Source organism: Streptococcus oriscaviae (assembly GCF_018137985.1).
GTDB classification, from domain to species: domain Bacteria; phylum Bacillota; class Bacilli; order Lactobacillales; family Streptococcaceae; genus Streptococcus; species Streptococcus oriscaviae.
In genome coordinates this window covers 843,321-859,271 of the sequence record NZ_CP073084.1, presented here as the reverse complement: position 1 = coordinate 859,271, position 15,951 = coordinate 843,321, and the positions used below count along the sequence as shown (strand labels likewise).

Genomic DNA, 15,951 nt, shown 5'->3' with positions numbered 1-15,951 from the left:
GAATAAAGAGGTGATGACAGGATTTGAACACTTATATGGTCGCTTGCTGACCAGCGGTCAGTTGACAGAAGAAGAAAGACAGATGGCTAACCGACTAGCCTCAAAAACCAAGGATGGCTCTTGTTTCCGTTGTGGAACGGCCTTTGTGGCGGAGCATAGCCTCCCAAACGGAGCAGTTTACTGCAGGGAGTGCTTGATGCTTGGCCGGGTGAGGACGGATGAAGACCTTTATTATTTTCCTCAGCAAGGCTTTCCGAAGCAGCAAAGTCTTTGCTGGACGGGGCAGCTGACTGACTGGCAGCAACAGGTTTCGGATGGTTTGTGTCAGGCGGTTGCTGAGCGAAGGGCTAGTCTGGTTCACGCGGTTACGGGAGCTGGCAAGACAGAGATGATCTATCAGGCGGTTGCTTCAGTGATTGATGAGGGAGGGGCGGTTTGTTTGGCTAGCCCACGCATTGATGTGTGCATTGAACTGTATAAGCGATTGAGTAAGGATTTTGCTTGTCCGATTAGTTTGCTGCATGGAGAGTCAGAGGCTTATTTTCGCACCCCCTTGGTTATTGCGACCACTCATCAGCTTCTCAAATTTTATCAGGCTTTTGATTTGATATTGATTGATGAGGTAGATGCCTTTCCTTATGTGGACAATCCCATGCTCTATCGGGCGGTGGAGAATGCCTGTAAACCCGATGGGGTTCAGGTCTTTTTGACAGCAACTTCAACAGAAGCCTTGGATAAAAAAGTCAAGCGTGGGGATTTAGAGCGCTTCCGCCTTCCCAGACGATTCCATGGCAATCCCTTGGTTCCTCCTCAAAAAGTTTGGTTGGCACATTTTGAAAGGGAGTTAGGCAAAAAGAAATTGGTCAAGAAGTTGGAAAGGGCAATCCGAAAGCAACGAGAAAGTGGCTATCCTCTGTTGATTTTTGTTCCAGAAATAAAGTTGGGGCAAGCTTTTTGTCAGGTGCTCAGCCAGGTTTTTCCAGAGGAGTTGATCGGTTTTGTATCTAGTCAGACGGAAAATCGGCTGGAGCTGGTGGAGGGCTTTCGGAAGCAGGAGCTGTCGATTTTGGTATCAACGACCATCTTGGAGCGTGGGGTGACTTTTCCTTGTGTAGATGTCTTTGTCGTTGATGCCCACCATACCCTGTATAGTTCTTCTTCACTCGTCCAGATTGCAGGGCGCGTTGGACGGAGCTTGGAGCGGCCAACAGGACAGTTGCTCTTCTTTCATGCTGGCAGTAACCGGGCTATCGAACGGGCTATTGCAGAAATTCGCTTGATGAATAAGGAGGCTGGTCATGAGTGAATGTTTGTTGTGCAAGCAAGGGATGAAGGAGAGTCTGCGGTTTGTGGACATTCTTCTCTTTAAAAAAATGGAAGCGCAGGTTTGTTTGAGTTGCCGCGCAGCTTTTGTTCCCAAAACAGAAGAGGCCTGCCCTTCCTGCTCAAAATCTGGCAGCAGTGAGGTTTGTCAGGATTGCCGTTATTGGGAGAAGTTGGGGCTATCGGTGGATCACAAAAGCCTCTATGATTATACAGACGAGATGGCGGCCTATTTTAACCAGTATAAATTTCAAGGGGATTATCTTTTAAGGAAAGTTTTTGCAAAAGAGCTTAAACTCTACCTAAGCGCATATTCCGACTACACTCTCGTACCCATCCCACTTGGTCCCAAGCGTTTGGCGGAGCGGGGCTTTAATCAGGTAGAAGGAATCCTGGAAGCGGCAGGGCTTACCTACCAGCCTTTGCTGGGGAAAATGGATACCCAGCGGCAGTCAGAAAAATCGAGGAAGGAACGATTGGAGGCGGAACAGTTTTTTTATCTTTTGGAGGAAAAACCACTTCCGGAAAAAATAATTTTGATTGATGATATTTACACAACAGGTGCCAGTATCCAGCTAGCCAAGCGGATTCTTATGAAAAATGGAAAGAAAAGAATCAAGAGTTTTTCAATCGCGCGCTGAGAAAACGGTTGCAAAAAAATTCTCAAGTGGTATAATAAGAGTGAAGAAAGGCGAAAGCCTAGAAAGAGGTACTTATATGATTAAATTCAGTATTCGTGGAGAAAACCTTGAAGTGACAGAAGCACTTCGCAACTATGTGGAAGACAAGGTAGCCAAGATTGAGAAATACTTCCATGAAGACCAAGAACTCAACGCGAAAGTGAATCTGAAAGTATATCGTGACAAGCGTGCCAAGGTGGAAGTAACCATTCCAATTGGCTCCATTACTCTCCGTGCTGAAGATGTTTCCCAAGAAATGTACGGTTCGATTGATTTGGTAGTTGACAAGATTGAGCGCCAAATCCGCCGCAATAAGACAAAGATTGAGCGTAAGCACCGTCAAAAAGTTTCAACCAGTCAAATCTTTACTGAAGACTTGGTAGAACAAGCAGAAGAAGAAGTGAAAGTAGTTCGTACCAAGCAGGTTGACCTGAAACCAATGGATATTGAAGAAGCCATTCTCCAATTGGAATTGCTGGGCCATGATTTCTTCATTTACACAGATGCAAGCGATGGCACTACCAACGTCCTGTACAAACGTGAAGACGGTGATTTGGGTCTCTTAGAAGTTCGCCAATAAAATATATACTATTTCTGAAAATCCATAGGAAGAACCCTATGGATTTTTTTCTGGTGTTTGAAGCAGGGAATAGTGTGTGCTAATTAAAAAAACAATAGAAATAATGTGTTATAACTTGATTTAATGTAGCATAAGTGATAAGATGTGGTGGAAGGCGCTTACAAGGAGAGAAAAATGAAGTTAAATAAACGACAAGAAAGTATCATCGAATTAGTTAAAAGCCGTGAACCAATTACGGGTGATGATTTGGCCAAGCAGCTATCAGTTGGCAAGTCTACCATCCGCAATGAACTGGCTGTCCTCATTATGATTGGGATTTTAGAGGCCAAACCCAATGTTGGCTATTACTATAATGAAAATTATCAGGCGCAACAGAACTATCATTTTCAAGAAAAAGAAGTCAAAGATGTGATGGGGATTCCTATTGTTGCCAAACAGACAGATGGCTTTTCAGATGTTGTGACCAAGCTGTATATTCACGATGTAGGAACGATTTTTATTGTTGATGAGGATGGGTATCTCGTTGGGATTGTTTCTCGTAAGGACCTACTCAAAATGGCCCTGTCCAATCCCATCATCCAAAACTTTAGCGTGGCCTTAGCCATGACAAGGGTTCCTAATATTATCTACTGTAAAGAAGAGGAGCGTGTTTTAGATGCTCTGAAAAAAATTGGTCTGCATCAGGTAGACTGTCTGCCAGTCGTCGTCAATGAGGATGGCCGTCTGCGGCCAATTGGTCGGATTTCAAAAACGACCATTCTATCTCTGCTTTTGGAATCAATGGAGGGAATACGATGATTATCTATATCATTTCAGATTCACTGGGCAATACAGCCAAGGAAGTCATTCGAGCAGCTCTGGCCCAGTTTGAAGGCCAAGCGGTGACCTATTCTGTTTTGCGCTATCCCTTTATCAACAGTCCTTCAGAGCTAGACGGCATTTACCAACAGATGCCAGACAGTCAGTGTCTGGTCATCCAAACGTTGGTTAACCCTGAACTGGCTGCCTACTCGCGGCAACTGGCTGAGGAAAAAGGCGTTCAGCTTTTCGATATTTTGACAGATATGATTGCCAGTTTGGCTGCCCACTTTGAATTGGCTCCCAAGAGTCAGCCGGGTTTACTGCGCAAGGTCGATCAGGCATATTTCAATCGCATTCATGCTATTGAATTTACCATTAAGTACGATGATGGCAAGGACGTGCGAGGTTTGTTCGAGGCGGATGTGGTCTTGATTGGCGTTTCCCGAACCTCCAAGACACCGCTTAGCATGTATTTGGCTAACCAACAGTTAAAGGTGATGAATCTTCCGCTTATCTTGGGTTCTCCCATCCCTCAGGAACTATTTCAACTAGATCGCAGGAAGATTTTTGGTCTGACGACCAGTCTGGATCACCTCAACCGAATTCGGGAAGAGCGCTTGAAATCTCTCGGTATGTATCAGGACAACACCTATACCAATCAGGAGCAGATTTTAGAGGAATTGAACTATGCCCACTCGATTATGAACAGGTTGGGCTGCCCAATCATTGATATTGAAAACAAGGCTATCGAAGAAACAGCAGAGTTGATTATGGAACGAATGAAGCAATCTGGATTAACAGTGGTCAATTTATAGGTGCAAAAAGGAGGTCACCATGGCAAAATTGGTTTATCGTTTTCAGGAAGGCAACAAGGAGATGAAGCATCTCTTGGGTGGCAAAGGGGCCAACCTAGCTGAAATGGTCGGTCTAGGAGTGCGGGTGCCACCGGGTTTTACCATCACAACAGAAGCCTGCAATGCCTATTATACTCATGATGGGCAACTCTTTGACAGTCTGATAGCAGAGGTTAAGGAACATCTTCAGGGCTTGGAAGAGGAGATGGGCAAGGTACTGGGAAGTTTGGAAAATCCGCTTTTGGTATCTGTTCGCAGTGGTGCCGTTTTTTCTATGCCAGGCATGATGGATACGGTACTCAATTTGGGGCTCAATGATCAGGTTGTCGAAGCCTTGGCTCAACAACAGGATGAAAAATTTGCCTTTGACAGTTATCGTCGCTTCATCCAAATGTTTTCAGACGTGGTGATGGGGGTTGAAAAGTTCCATTTTGAACAGGTGTTATCCCGCATCAAGGCCGAAAAGGGCTATCCCGAAGACAAGGATATTCCAGCTCATGAACTTAGACAGATTGTGCAGGAGTTCAAGGTGATTTTTCTGGCGCAAACTGGAAGAACATTTCCGCAAGATGTGGAGGAACAGCTCTTCTTAGCCATCGAAGCAGTCTTTCGATCCTGGAATAACAACAGGGCCAAGGTCTACCGCAGGCTGCATCAAATCAGTGATAGTCTAGGAACCGCCGTAAATATACAGGCCATGGTTTTTGGTAATCGGGGAGATGAGTCTGGAACAGGTGTTTGTTTTAGCCGCAACCCGGTTGACGGCAGCCGAGAATTGTTTGGGGAATACCTTATCAACGCCCAAGGCGAGGATGTGGTGGCGGGCATCCGAACGCCAAAGAGTATCGCTAATTTGAAAGAAGACAAACCAGCCCAATACCAAGAATTGCTAGGCCTAGTAGAAGAGTTAGAGCGCCACTATCAAGATATGCAGGACATTGAATTTACTATTGAGGAAGGCAAACTCTATCTCCTACAGACCCGCAATGCCAAACGGACCGCTAAGGCCGCAGTGCGAGTTGCTGTGGATCTGGTGAAAGAGGGGATTATCGACAAGCAAGAAGCCTTGTTGCGCCTGTCGGCTCAAGAGATTAACCAACTCCTCCATCCTCAATTCAGGCCAGACAGTCTAGCAGGAGCGGAGTTGCTAGCGACAGGACTTGCTGCCTCTCCAGGTGCGGCAAGTGGGAAAATTTACTTTACAGCAGAAGAAGCAACCAAGGCCGCTAAGCAGGAAAAGGTGATTTTGGTGCGAGAGGAAACCTCGCCCGAGGACATTGAAGGAATGGTTTCTGCTCAGGCCATTCTGACCAGCCGTGGAGGTATGACTTCTCACGCGGCGGTGGTTGCGCGTGGAATGGGGAAATCCTGCGTTTGTGGCTGCCAAGCCCTGCAAATTGATGAAACAACAAAGACCGTAAGGGTTGGTCCTCATCTGCTTCATGAAGGGGATGTGTTGTCTATTGATGGAGCAACTGGCAAGGTCTACTTAGGAGCTTTGGAAACTTCCCAAGATAGTCATGACGAACATTTCCAAGAGCTGATGACGTGGGCAGACCGCATTCGTCCTCTCAAGGTGTATGTCAACGCTGACAATGCAGCAGATGCCAAAACCGGTCTGGGCTTTGGTGCAGAAGGAATCGGTCTTTGCCGGACAGAACACATGTTCTTTGAAGAAGAACGTATTCGGACTGTTCGCCAGATGATTTTAGCTAAGTCCAGCGAGGAGCGTAGCGTCTACCTCGACCGCTTGGAACCCTTCCAGCGGGATGATTTTTATCAGATGTTTAAGGTTATGGAAGGACGTCATCTCACCATTCGGCTCTTAGATCCACCTTTACATGAATTTCTTCCAAAAGAGGAGGAGCAAATCGCTAGCTTGGCAGCAGATTTGGGGGTTAGCCTTGTAGCTCTCAAGCGGCAGCTCCATTCCTTGGCAGAATTCAATCCTATGATGGGGCATCGCGGCTGCCGTTTGGGGATTACCTATCCAGAAATTTATCTGATGCAGGCGAGAGCCATTGCCAGAGCAGCTCTCAAGGCGCGTAAGGAGGGAACTCCTGTTCAGGCGGATATTATGATTCCTCTGGTTGGGATCGATAAGGAGCTGACCTACCTCAAGAATCTGATTCAGACCTGTCTGGAAGAGGAGATGGAGCAAGCAGGCTTGCGGTTTGATTACAGCATTGGCAGCATGATCGAAATTCCGCGTGCCTGTCTGACAGCAGACCAGCTCGCAACTCAGGCAGCCTTCTTTAGCTTTGGAACCAACGACTTGACCCAGATGACCTATGGTTACTCTCGCGATGATGCCAGCAAGTTCCTAGAATCTTACTTGGACAAGCAGATTCTGCCGCAGGATCCATTTGTTAGTCTGGATGAATCGGGCGTTTTGGAACTGATGAAACTGGCAATCGAAAAAGCGCGGTCTGTGAACCCTGAAATAGCCATCGGTATCTGTGGAGAACACGGCGGCGATCCAGTGTCCATTGAGCGGTGCTCAGACCTAGGACTAGACTACGTTTCCTGTTCGCCTTATCGGGTTCTGATAGCCCGTTTGGCTGCTGCTCAAAGCCAGATAAAGAAAGAACGACAGATTTGGTTAGATAAGTAAATCACATGCAAAAAGAGTTAGAGGTGCGCCTCTAACTCTTTATCTATCTGTCATAAGTTGGCTAAGGCCCCCATTGGATCCCAAGGAGCGAGTACCTGAGGCTGGGCCTGATAGGCGGCTAATTCTTCAGCGGTCAATAGGTCTTTGCGGACAACAATTTGGTAAGTATACTCATCCATCCACTTGTCAGAAGCAACGAAATAGCCTTTCTGACCAACCTTGTCACCCCAAGAATTTTCTACCTTCCATTTGAGTGAACGGCCAGCCTGATCTAAATCAACACCTGTTAATACCATGGCGTGCGTCATCAGACTTTCAGCATAATCCAAACGCCCTGCCTTGTCTTGGGTTAGTTGGATGTCCATGCTGGATTGGAAATCATAAGTATTGATTGCCATTACGCCTGTCTGACGGTCGCTTGATTGACCGACATCTGAACCAAACCAAACAGATTCACCTGTTTTTAACTGGGCAATAGCTAGTTCTTTCAATCGGTCCATTTCCAAATTGAGATAGCGTACAGCAGGACTTCCAACCACATTCCCCAGCAGTTCAACAGTATAGGATTTTCCATATGGCTTGTCACTGGTCGGTGCATTGATGACGGATACATAGTCTGCCAGTTTCAAACCGACATAGCGTTCGTAGAAGACTTGCGGTGTCAGGTCTTTGTCGCTATGATAAGCGTTGTCCTTATCGCGGTAGGCAAAGTCAAAAGAGCGTGGGGGAAGCCCTAGGTTCATGGCTAAGAAATTGAAGATTTCTTGAAGAAGATCTTCTTTTTTGGCCTTGACCTGAGGAAGGTTGGCCCCGTTTTCAATCAATTGCCGTAAGATCTGGGCGTCCTGACGCAGCAATTTGTTGAGGTATTGGTTGAGTTCGCGACTATTGCTGGAAGAGATAGACTCAGGGTAGACAGACTTTGGTACCACTCCGTATTTCTCAAAAAGAGCTACGACCATATCCCACTGACCCCCATCTTGTTGGGGAGTATCCAGAAGGAATTTGACCTTACGGCTATCTAACTCCTGATCCGCAGTGGCAATAATTTGTTCAAGAAACCAGTTGGATTTTTCATACTTATCCCAGAAGAAGGTGTGGGCCTGTGACAGTTCAAAATCTTCCAGCTTGAATTCGCTGATGAGCTTGTGGCGGAAGGTATTGAGGGCGGCAAACATCCAGCAACGGCCGGAAGCCTTTTGGTCGGAAACCTTATCTTTGGTCACATCAATGGAGAAAACAGGATCGTTTTCTACGGCACTTTGGCGTGTTTCCAAGGACTTCAACAAACCGTTGTGACTGATGGCGTTTTCCATTGCACGATATTTGGGATTGGCCAGATAATCAGCATAGAGTTTGTCAGTAAATGATGGTTCTAGTTCAAACATAACGAACTCCTTTCTTTCTTAATACCCATTATAGAACTTGCTGTTTATTTTGCAAGCCGAAAGCGAAATTGGTTGAAAGAAATGCCTATCCCCTCTTTTTATGGTATAATGGTAAAAAATTTGACGAGGTAGAGAGATGACCAAACAACCATTTATCAGCAAAGAAACCCTAGCTACCATCACTGAGCAATTTCCAACCCCCTTCCACCTCTACGATGAAAAGGGAATACGCGAAAAAGCGCGTGCCCTGCACGCTGCCTTTTCATGGAACAAGGGATTTAAGGAATATTTTGCCGTGAAGGCGACGCCGACTCCAGCCATTTTGAAGATCCTTCAAGAAGAAGGTTGTGGGGTGGACTGTGCGACGGATGTGGAGGTCTTGATGAGTGCTAAGATGGGCTTCACAGACATCATGTTTACCTCAAATGATACTCAGGCTCAAGAATTTGTCTATGCAAGGCAGGTTGGTGCGACCATCAATTTGGACGCCTATGAACATATTGCCTTTCTAAGAGATGTGGCAGGGATTCCAGAAACGGTTTGCCTGCGCTACAACCCTGGTGGTATCTTTTCTTTGGGAACCGACATCATGGATCATCCAGAGGAGTCCAAGTTTGGCATGACCAAATCTCAACTTCTTCAGGGTTACAAGGATTTGAAAGAACTGGGAGTGAAACAGTTCGGTATCCATGCTTTTTTGGCATCGAATACTGTCACCAATGATTACTATCCCGAACTGGCTCGCCAACTTTTTGACTTGGCCTTGGAAATCCGAGAGGAAACAGGTGTTAGCTTAGACTTTATCAATTTGTCAGGTGGAATCGGAGTTGACTACCATCCAGATCAAGAGCCAAATGATATTGCCCGTATTGGCGAGGGCGTCCGTAAGGTATATGAGGAAATTCTGACTCCGAACGGTCTAGGGGATGTTAAGATTTTCACAGAACTAGGACGCTTCATGCTGGCTCCTCATGGCCATCTCATTACCAAGGTTCTTCACCGCAAGGAAACTTATCGCACTTATATAGGGGTAGATGCTTCGGCAGCCAATCTCATGCGCCCAGCCTTCTACGGGGCCTACCACCATATTACCAATATCACGCGACCAGATGCTCCGCTTGAAGTGGTGGATGTGGCTGGTTCACTCTGCGAAAATAATGATAAGTTTGCAGTGAATCGCTCTCTGCCAAGAGCTGAAGTTGGAGATACCTTAGTCATCCACGATACAGGCGCACACGGCTTTTCGATGGGCTACAACTACAACGGCCGCCTGCGTTCTGCCGAGATTCTCCTTACAGAAGATGGTCAGGCGCGGATGATTCGTCGAGCAGAAACTCCGGAAGATTATTTTGCAACGATTTACGGCTTCGATTTTGACAGGTAAGTCTTGGAAAAAAAGTGTAAATTTGTTATAATGTAGGGAGTGAAGATTTGCTTCAACTGCTTTTTACTCATCCATCTGCAACCCAGTATCTGCAGAGCAAGAATAAAGAGCGTGTGCAGCAGTTTGACATACCAACGAAACAGAAAAAAGTTAGGAGATTGTTAGAATATGAATATTGGTCTTGCAATTCTATTGATTGTATTAGCCTTTGCGGGCGGTGTGTTTTTGGGGATTTTCCTTTCCCGTAAACAGGTTGAAAAGTTTATTGCAGATAAGCCAATTTTGGATGAAAATGCTCTTCGTACCATGATGAGCCAGATGGGACAAAAGCCAAGTGAGGCTAAGGTTCAGCAAGTGCTTCGTCAAATCAAGAGCCAACAAAAGGTTGCAACTAAGAAAAAATAAGAATAAATGGGACTGGGAGACACTCCCAAGTCCTTTTCGTTTCAAGAAGGAACAGGCCCAAAGAAACATCAAGGCCTAGGAAAGTAGTATGGACAATCGACCTATTGGATTTTTAGATTCGGGTGTGGGTGGTTTGACGGTGGCCCGGGAGCTGATGCGTCAGCTGCCTCACGAAGAAATTGTATACATCGGCGACTCGGCCAGAGCCCCTTACGGACCCCGACCAGCCCAACAGATTAAAGAATATACCTGGCAGCTGGTCAACTTTCTTCTGACCAAGAATGTCAAGATGATCGTCTTTGCCTGCAATACAGCAACAGCAGTTGCCTGGGAGGAAGTTAAGGCCAAACTGGATATTCCAGTGCTGGGAGTCATCCTTCCGGGAGCCTCAGCAGCCATCAAGGCCTCTAAGTCAGGCCGCATTGGCGTATTGGGAACGGCTATGACCATTCAGATGGATAGTTATCGGAAAAAAATACAGGCCCTTTCACCTGCTGCCCAGGTTGAAAGTTTGGCCTGCCCTAAATTTGTTCCTCTGGTAGAATCCAACAACTACCAGTCTAGCCTGGCTAAGAAAGTGGTGTATGAAACCCTTCGTGGGATGGCGGGAAAGGTTGATACGGTCGTCTTGGGCTGTACCCATTACCCGCTTTTACGTCCTATTATCCAGAATGTGATGGGCAAGGACGTGACCCTTATTGACAGCGGAGCAGAGTGTGCGCGGGATATTTCTGTCCTGCTCAACTATTTTGAAATCAATCACAGCCGGACAGAAGAGCCGTTGAATCATCGTTTTTATACAACTGCCAGTCCAGTCGCCTTTCGTTTGATTGCAGAAAACTGGCTGGGCAAAGACATTGATGTGGAGCATGTAGAATTATGACAGACAAAATCTATGAATACAAAGATGCACAGAACTGGTTTATCGGAAAATGCGCAGATTGGAGTTGTCTGACCCATTTTGGAAGAGTACAGGATGATGAGGAACTCCGAGTTTCCTTTCATCGCCTAATGGAACTGATGAAAGAAAAGGAATTAGAAGTTCATATTGTTACCCTCTCCTCCAAGGCTTCTTTTTTCCAATTTCTTCTGGATATCATCCAGCAGGAAATGGGCCGCCAATTGAGCCTTATTCAGCATCAGGGAGCCCTCTTGATTACAGAAGGAGAACAGCTAATCCTAGCAGAACTTCCTTCAGAAGGAGTGCCCTTAGAGAGTTTCTTTGGTAGAGAAAACCAGAAGCGACCAATCGGTGATAGCATCCTGATTGCTACCAAAAACGAAGGGAAGACCAAGGAATTTCGCAATTTCTTTGAGAAACTAGGTTACCAAGTGGAAAACCTAAACGACTACCCCGAGTTGCCAGATGTAGCAGAAACCGGTCTGACATTTGAAGAAAACGCCCGCCTCAAGGCAGAAACCATCGCCCAACTGACAGGGAAGATGGTCTTGGCAGATGATTCCGGCCTAAAAGTAGATAAGCTCGGCGGTCTTCCAGGCGTCTGGTCTGCTCGTTTTTCGGGCCCAGATGCGACGGATGCTAGCAACAACGCTAAGCTCCTCCACGAATTGGCCATGGTATTTGAGAAGAAGGACAGGTCTGCCCAATTCCACTGTACCCTTGTCATGGCAGCACCTGATCGAGAAAGTCTGGTCGTTGAAGCTGACTGGGCAGGCTATATCGGCACGAGTCCACGGGGAGAACATGGTTTTGGTTATGACCCACTCTTTTTGGTCGGCGAAACTGGAAGAACCTCTGCAGAACTTAGCCTAGAAGAAAAAAATAAAATTTCCCACCGTGCTCAAGCACTAGAAAAATTACTGGAGGCCTTTCCTGTATGGCAAGCACAAGCAAAACAATCCTAGTCATGAGTGACTCACATGGAGACAGGGCTGTTGTCCAAGAGTTGAAAGACCGCTATAGCGGTAAGGTTGATGCCATTTTTCACAACGGAGATTCCGAGTTGGATAGCGAGGACCCTATCTGGGAAGGGATTCAAGTTGTCGAAGGCAATTGCGATTATTATGGGAATTTCCCAGCCAGTCTCAAAGTTAGGATGGGAGATCTCACCATCGCTCAGACCCATGGTCACCTCTATCGAATCAACTACACCTGGCAGAACCTGGATTATTGGGCTCAGGAACTGGATGCGGATATTTGTCTATACGGTCACCTGCATATTCCGGATGCCACTGTCAGAGGCAAGACGCTCTTTCTCAATCCCGGTTCTGTCAGCCATCCTAGAGGAATGATTAGAGAGAAGCTCTACGCTTTAGTTACGATTACAGATGACTTATTTCACGTTGAATTTTACACGCGAAACCATCAGCTCTATTCCCCATTGACAAAGGATTTTCCACGATGATTGCACATGAATTTGAAACCTTTTTACTGGCTCAAGAAGATACCTTTTTGACACCTGCAGACAAACTGGCGGTGATTATTGATACACATAATATCGACCATGCCAAGCTCCTGCTCAGCCACATGACCTATTCGCGGGTACCAGTAGTGACAGAAGACAATCGCTTTTATGGCACGATTGGCCTGCGAGAAATCATGCTCTATCAGGCGGAGCATGAACTATCCGATGATGAATTGACAGAAGACATTTCGGTGGTTGCAAAGACCGATGTGGCAACAGTTGAAGAGGACTATGATTTAGCTGAGGTGATGAGAAAACTAGTTGACGAACCCTTCCTTCCAGTTGTGGGCAAGGACAGAGAATTTCTGGGAATCATCACCCGCAAGTCCATCCTCAAGGCAGTCAATGCCCTCTTACACAACTTTTATCAGGATAAGAAGTAACCGACAACAATGAATCAAGCCATTACCCGCTTTATCGCTCAGAAAAAACTATCTCCGCATTCGCAATCAGCTTATTTTTACGACCTGCGGCAGTTTGTAGAGCTCTGCCACGAAACGGTCAGTCCTCAAGAATTGGCTGCTTACCAGCTCTTTTTACAGGACTTGAAGCCTGCCGCTCAAAAACGTAAGTTATCAGCGGTCAACCAATTCCTCTATTTTTTATATGAAGACGGTCAGCTGGATAAGTTCTACAAGCTCAAATTGCAGCAGACTGTACTGGCGAAACGTCCTCAAAAGACCAGAGCGAACTTGAGCCTGCTTTGGCAGGAAACCAGTGAAAAAAACGGGCAGTTAATCGCGCTTCTCATCGCCTACTTGGGTTTGCTGCCCAGTGAGATTGGAGAGATTAGGCTACAAGACATCAATCTTGATTTTCAGGTGTTAACCGTTCAAAAGAGCAACCGCAAGCGGATCCTTTCGCTGCCTAAGGATTTGATACCTTATTTGAAAGGCCCTTTTTCAGGAACCTACCTTTTTGATAAAAAAGGACAGACCTATTCTCGCCAATGGTTATTTAACCGTTTAGCAGCTTTCCTCCGCTTGATTGGAAAAAGAGAGTGGACTGCTCAGTTCCTGAGAGAGCAGTATATTTTGGGTCAGCTGGATGCTGGTAAGAGTCTTGAAGAAGTTGCCAAACTTTTGGGCTTAAAAACAAGTATGAGTTTAGAAAAATACAGATAATGGATATTAAGTTAAAAGATTTTGAGGGACCTCTGGATTTGCTCCTGCATCTGGTTTCTAAGTATCAGGTGGATATTTACCAAGTTCCTATTACAGAAGTTATCGAGCAGTATTTGTCCTATATTGCCACTTTACAAGCTATGCGCCTAGAAGTGGCAGGAGAATACATGCTTATGGCCAGCCAGCTCATGCTGATTAAGAGCCGGCGGCTTCTTCCCAAGGTGGTGGAACAAGTAGAAGATGAGGTGGATCCAGAGCAGGAACTCTTGGATCAATTAGAAGAGTACCGTAAGTTCAAAGTCCTGAGTCAGGAACTGGGGAAACAGCATGATGAACGGGCCCAGTATTATTCCAAGCCTAAACTAGACTTGGTTTATGAAGATGTGACCTTGACTCAGGATAAGACGGTGATTGACATCTTCTTGGCCTTTTCCAAGGTTATGGCTGAGAAACAAGAAGAACTGCGTAAGAGCCACACCACCATTGCTAGAGATGAGTATAAGATTGAAGACATGATGGATCGTGTTCGTAGGCAGTTCGACCAGTCACCTCGTTTGGCCCTGCGTCAGCTCTTTCAGGAGAGTCGTGATCTCAACGAAATCATCACCATCTTTTTGGCAACCCTTGAATTAGTAAAGGTTCAGGAAATTTTATTGGAGCAAACAGAAACATTTGGAGAGATTGTGTTAATAAGGAGTCAAGATGAGTCGATTAGCTGAAATTGAGGTGCTATTATTTGTTGCTGGAGAAGATGGCTTGACCGTGCGAACCTTGGCAGAATTGCTGGACTTGCAGCCGTCTGCCGTCTTACAGCAGTTGGAAAAATTGAGTACCAAGTATCAGGAAGATTCCCAGTCAGGCCTTGCCTTGTTAGAGTCTTCCAATAGTTATAAGTTGGTGACAAAGAAAGACTATGCAGACCTCCTGCGAACCTATTCTAGAACGCCTATTAACCAGTCTATGTCACGGGCTCTTCTAGAAACCCTTTCTATTGTGGCCTACAAGCAACCCATTACCCGTGTAGAGATAGACGATATTCGCGGAGTCAACTCCAGCGGTGCCATCAGTAAGCTTCAAGCCTTTGACCTGATTCGGGAAAACGGTAAAAAGGAGGTTATCGGTCGCCCCAACCTCTATGTGACGACAGATTATTTCCTAGATTATATGGGAATGAACAGTTTGGAAGAATTGCCGGATGTTTCAAGCCTAGATCTAATTGACGAAGAAACAGAATTGTTCGTAGAAAGAAAAGAGATAGAAGATGAGAATTAACAAATACATTGCCCATGCAGGCGTAGCCAGTCGCCGTAAGGCAGAAGAACTGATTAAACAGGGGCTGGTTACCGTTAATGGTCAAGTGGTGCGTGAACTGGGAACTATTATCAAGTCTGGTGATAAGGTCGAAGTGGAAGGGCAGCCGATTTATAACGAAGAAAAGGTCTACTACCTTCTCCATAAACCACGAGGCGTGATTTCCAGTGTATCTGATGACAAGGGACGACCAACGGTTATCGATCTGTTGCCCAATGTACGCGAGCGGATTTATCCCGTAGGGCGCCTGGATTGGGACACATCCGGTGTCTTGATTTTGACCAATGATGGCGATTTTACCGATGAGATGATTCACCCACGCAACGAAATCGACAAGGTCTATGTGGCGCGAGTTAAGGGAATTGCCAACAAAGACGTTTTGCGCCCCTTGACGCGGGGTGTCGTGATTGACGGCAAGAAAACCAAGCCAGCAGTCTATGAAATCCTCAAGGTGGATCCTATCAAAAATCGCTCGGTCATCGAGTTGACCATCCACGAAGGACGGAACCATCAGGTGAAAAAAATGTTTGAAGCGGTTGGGCTTCAGGTGGATAAGTTATCTCGGACTCGTTTTGGGAACTTAGACTTGACCGGTTTGCGACCAGGAGAGGCCAGAAAACTCAACAAGAAAGACATCAGCAAACTTCATACTCTTGCTGTGACTAAGGTAGCAAAGAAAAAATGAGCCGGCTGTTAATCGGTCTTGTCCGACTATACCAACGCCTGATTTCGCCCCTCTTTCCGCCCACCTGTCGTTACCACCCCACTTGTTCCAACTATATGATTGAAGCGCTGAACAAACATGGTTTGAAAGGCTTTCTCATGGGGCTGGCTCGCATTGGCCGCTGCCATCCCTTTGTGGAAGGTGGGGAAGACCCTGTGCCCGATCACTTTAGTTTAAAAAGAAATAAGCAGGAATCAGAGTGATTTGCTGCTTTTTTTTTGCAGTATTTCGGTTGTTAACCTGCGTTTTATTCTGCTCTCCTTTAGGTATGCAAAAGCCGAACAAATGTTGAAAAATTCTGAAAATACTGTATATTTATGAGCCTTTGTGATATAAT

The 15,951-nt window shown here is 46.0% G+C and carries 18 protein-coding genes; 17 read left to right on the top strand and 1 reads right to left on the bottom strand.

The window, feature by feature from the left end:
• Nucleotides 1-10: 10 nt before the first annotated feature.
• The 6 genes from INT76_RS04340 (at nt 11) to ppdK (ending at nt 6,852) form a co-directional block, all read left to right on the top strand.
• Complete coding sequence (locus INT76_RS04340; RefSeq protein ID WP_428843982.1) at nt 11-1,306, top strand: ATP-dependent helicase ComFA; 1,296 nt, start codon at nt 11-13, stop codon at nt 1,304-1,306.
• The gene (locus INT76_RS04335; protein ID WP_212572572.1) at nt 1,299-1,964 is read left to right on the top strand and encodes a ComF family protein; all 666 of its coding nucleotides are present in this window, start codon (nt 1,299-1,301) and stop codon (nt 1,962-1,964) included. The genes INT76_RS04340 and INT76_RS04335 overlap by 8 nt, the downstream gene beginning before the upstream one ends.
• 76 nt (nt 1,965-2,040) lie before the next feature.
• Nucleotides 2,041-2,583 carry a ribosome hibernation-promoting factor, HPF/YfiA family gene (gene hpf, locus INT76_RS04330; RefSeq protein ID WP_212572570.1) on the top strand — a complete coding sequence of 181 codons (543 nt, stop codon included), beginning with the start codon at nt 2,041-2,043 and terminating at the stop codon, nt 2,581-2,583.
• A gap of 174 nt (nt 2,584-2,757) precedes the next feature.
• On the top strand, nt 2,758-3,381 hold the full coding sequence (locus tag INT76_RS04325; protein ID WP_212572568.1) for a helix-turn-helix transcriptional regulator: 624 nt from the start codon (nt 2,758-2,760) through the stop codon (nt 3,379-3,381).
• Nucleotides 3,378-4,199, top strand: a complete 822-nt coding sequence (locus INT76_RS04320; protein WP_212572566.1) for a pyruvate, water dikinase regulatory protein — start codon at nt 3,378-3,380, stop codon at nt 4,197-4,199. The genes INT76_RS04325 and INT76_RS04320 overlap by 4 nt, the downstream gene beginning before the upstream one ends.
• Before the next feature lie 19 nt (nt 4,200-4,218).
• Entirely contained in the window at nt 4,219-6,852 is a 2,634-nt protein-coding gene (ppdK, locus tag INT76_RS04315; protein ID WP_212572564.1) for a pyruvate, phosphate dikinase, read from the top strand.
• A gap of 50 nt (nt 6,853-6,902) precedes the next feature.
• Here the strand turns inward: ppdK and pepC are convergent, their stop codons facing one another.
• Nucleotides 6,903-8,240 (bottom strand): aminopeptidase C, encoded by a 1,338-nt coding sequence (pepC, locus tag INT76_RS04310; RefSeq protein WP_212572562.1) that lies wholly within the window; start codon nt 8,238-8,240, stop codon nt 6,903-6,905.
• 136 nt (nt 8,241-8,376) lie between these two features.
• On the opposite strand from pepC, the gene INT76_RS04305 reads away from it, so the two are divergent.
• From INT76_RS04305 to yidD, 11 genes are all read left to right on the top strand, one after another.
• Entirely contained in the window at nt 8,377-9,624 is a 1,248-nt protein-coding gene (locus tag INT76_RS04305; protein ID WP_212572559.1) for a diaminopimelate decarboxylase, read from the top strand.
• Nucleotides 9,625-9,792: 168 nt separating this feature from the next.
• Complete coding sequence (locus INT76_RS04300; protein WP_212572557.1) at nt 9,793-10,029, top strand: YneF family protein; 237 nt, start codon at nt 9,793-9,795, stop codon at nt 10,027-10,029.
• An 88-nt stretch (nt 10,030-10,117) separates the two neighbouring features.
• Nucleotides 10,118-10,912, top strand: a complete 795-nt coding sequence (gene racE, locus INT76_RS04295) for a glutamate racemase (RefSeq protein WP_212572555.1) — start codon at nt 10,118-10,120, stop codon at nt 10,910-10,912.
• Complete coding sequence (locus tag INT76_RS04290; RefSeq protein WP_212572553.1) at nt 10,909-11,895, top strand: nucleoside-triphosphate diphosphatase; 987 nt, start codon at nt 10,909-10,911, stop codon at nt 11,893-11,895. Before racE ends, INT76_RS04290 begins: the two co-directional genes overlap by 4 nt.
• Nucleotides 11,868-12,395, top strand: a complete 528-nt coding sequence (locus INT76_RS04285; RefSeq protein WP_212572551.1) for a metallophosphoesterase — start codon at nt 11,868-11,870, stop codon at nt 12,393-12,395. Before INT76_RS04290 ends, INT76_RS04285 begins: the two co-directional genes overlap by 28 nt.
• Entirely contained in the window at nt 12,392-12,838 is a 447-nt protein-coding gene (cbpB, locus tag INT76_RS04280) for a cyclic-di-AMP-binding protein CbpB (RefSeq protein ID WP_212572543.1), read from the top strand. Before INT76_RS04285 ends, cbpB begins: the two co-directional genes overlap by 4 nt.
• Before the next feature lie 9 nt (nt 12,839-12,847).
• Nucleotides 12,848-13,579 carry a site-specific tyrosine recombinase XerD gene (gene xerD / locus INT76_RS04275; protein WP_212572541.1) on the top strand — a complete coding sequence of 244 codons (732 nt, stop codon included), beginning with the start codon at nt 12,848-12,850 and terminating at the stop codon, nt 13,577-13,579.
• Nucleotides 13,579-14,298: a segregation/condensation protein A gene (locus tag INT76_RS04270; protein ID WP_212572539.1), complete on the top strand. Its 720-nt coding sequence runs from the start codon at nt 13,579-13,581 to the stop codon at nt 14,296-14,298. The genes xerD and INT76_RS04270 overlap by 1 nt, the downstream gene beginning before the upstream one ends.
• Nucleotides 14,282-14,851, top strand: a complete 570-nt coding sequence (gene scpB, locus INT76_RS04265; RefSeq protein ID WP_212572538.1) for an SMC-Scp complex subunit ScpB — start codon at nt 14,282-14,284, stop codon at nt 14,849-14,851. Before INT76_RS04270 ends, scpB begins: the two co-directional genes overlap by 17 nt.
• The gene (locus INT76_RS04260; protein WP_212572536.1) at nt 14,841-15,575 is read left to right on the top strand and encodes a pseudouridine synthase; all 735 of its coding nucleotides are present in this window, start codon (nt 14,841-14,843) and stop codon (nt 15,573-15,575) included. The genes scpB and INT76_RS04260 overlap by 11 nt, the downstream gene beginning before the upstream one ends.
• A complete protein-coding gene (gene yidD / locus INT76_RS04255; RefSeq protein WP_212572534.1) occupies nt 15,572-15,817 on the top strand; it encodes a membrane protein insertion efficiency factor YidD in 246 nt (81 codons plus the stop codon). The genes INT76_RS04260 and yidD overlap by 4 nt, the downstream gene beginning before the upstream one ends.
• The last annotated feature ends 134 nt before the right edge of the window (nt 15,818-15,951 follow it).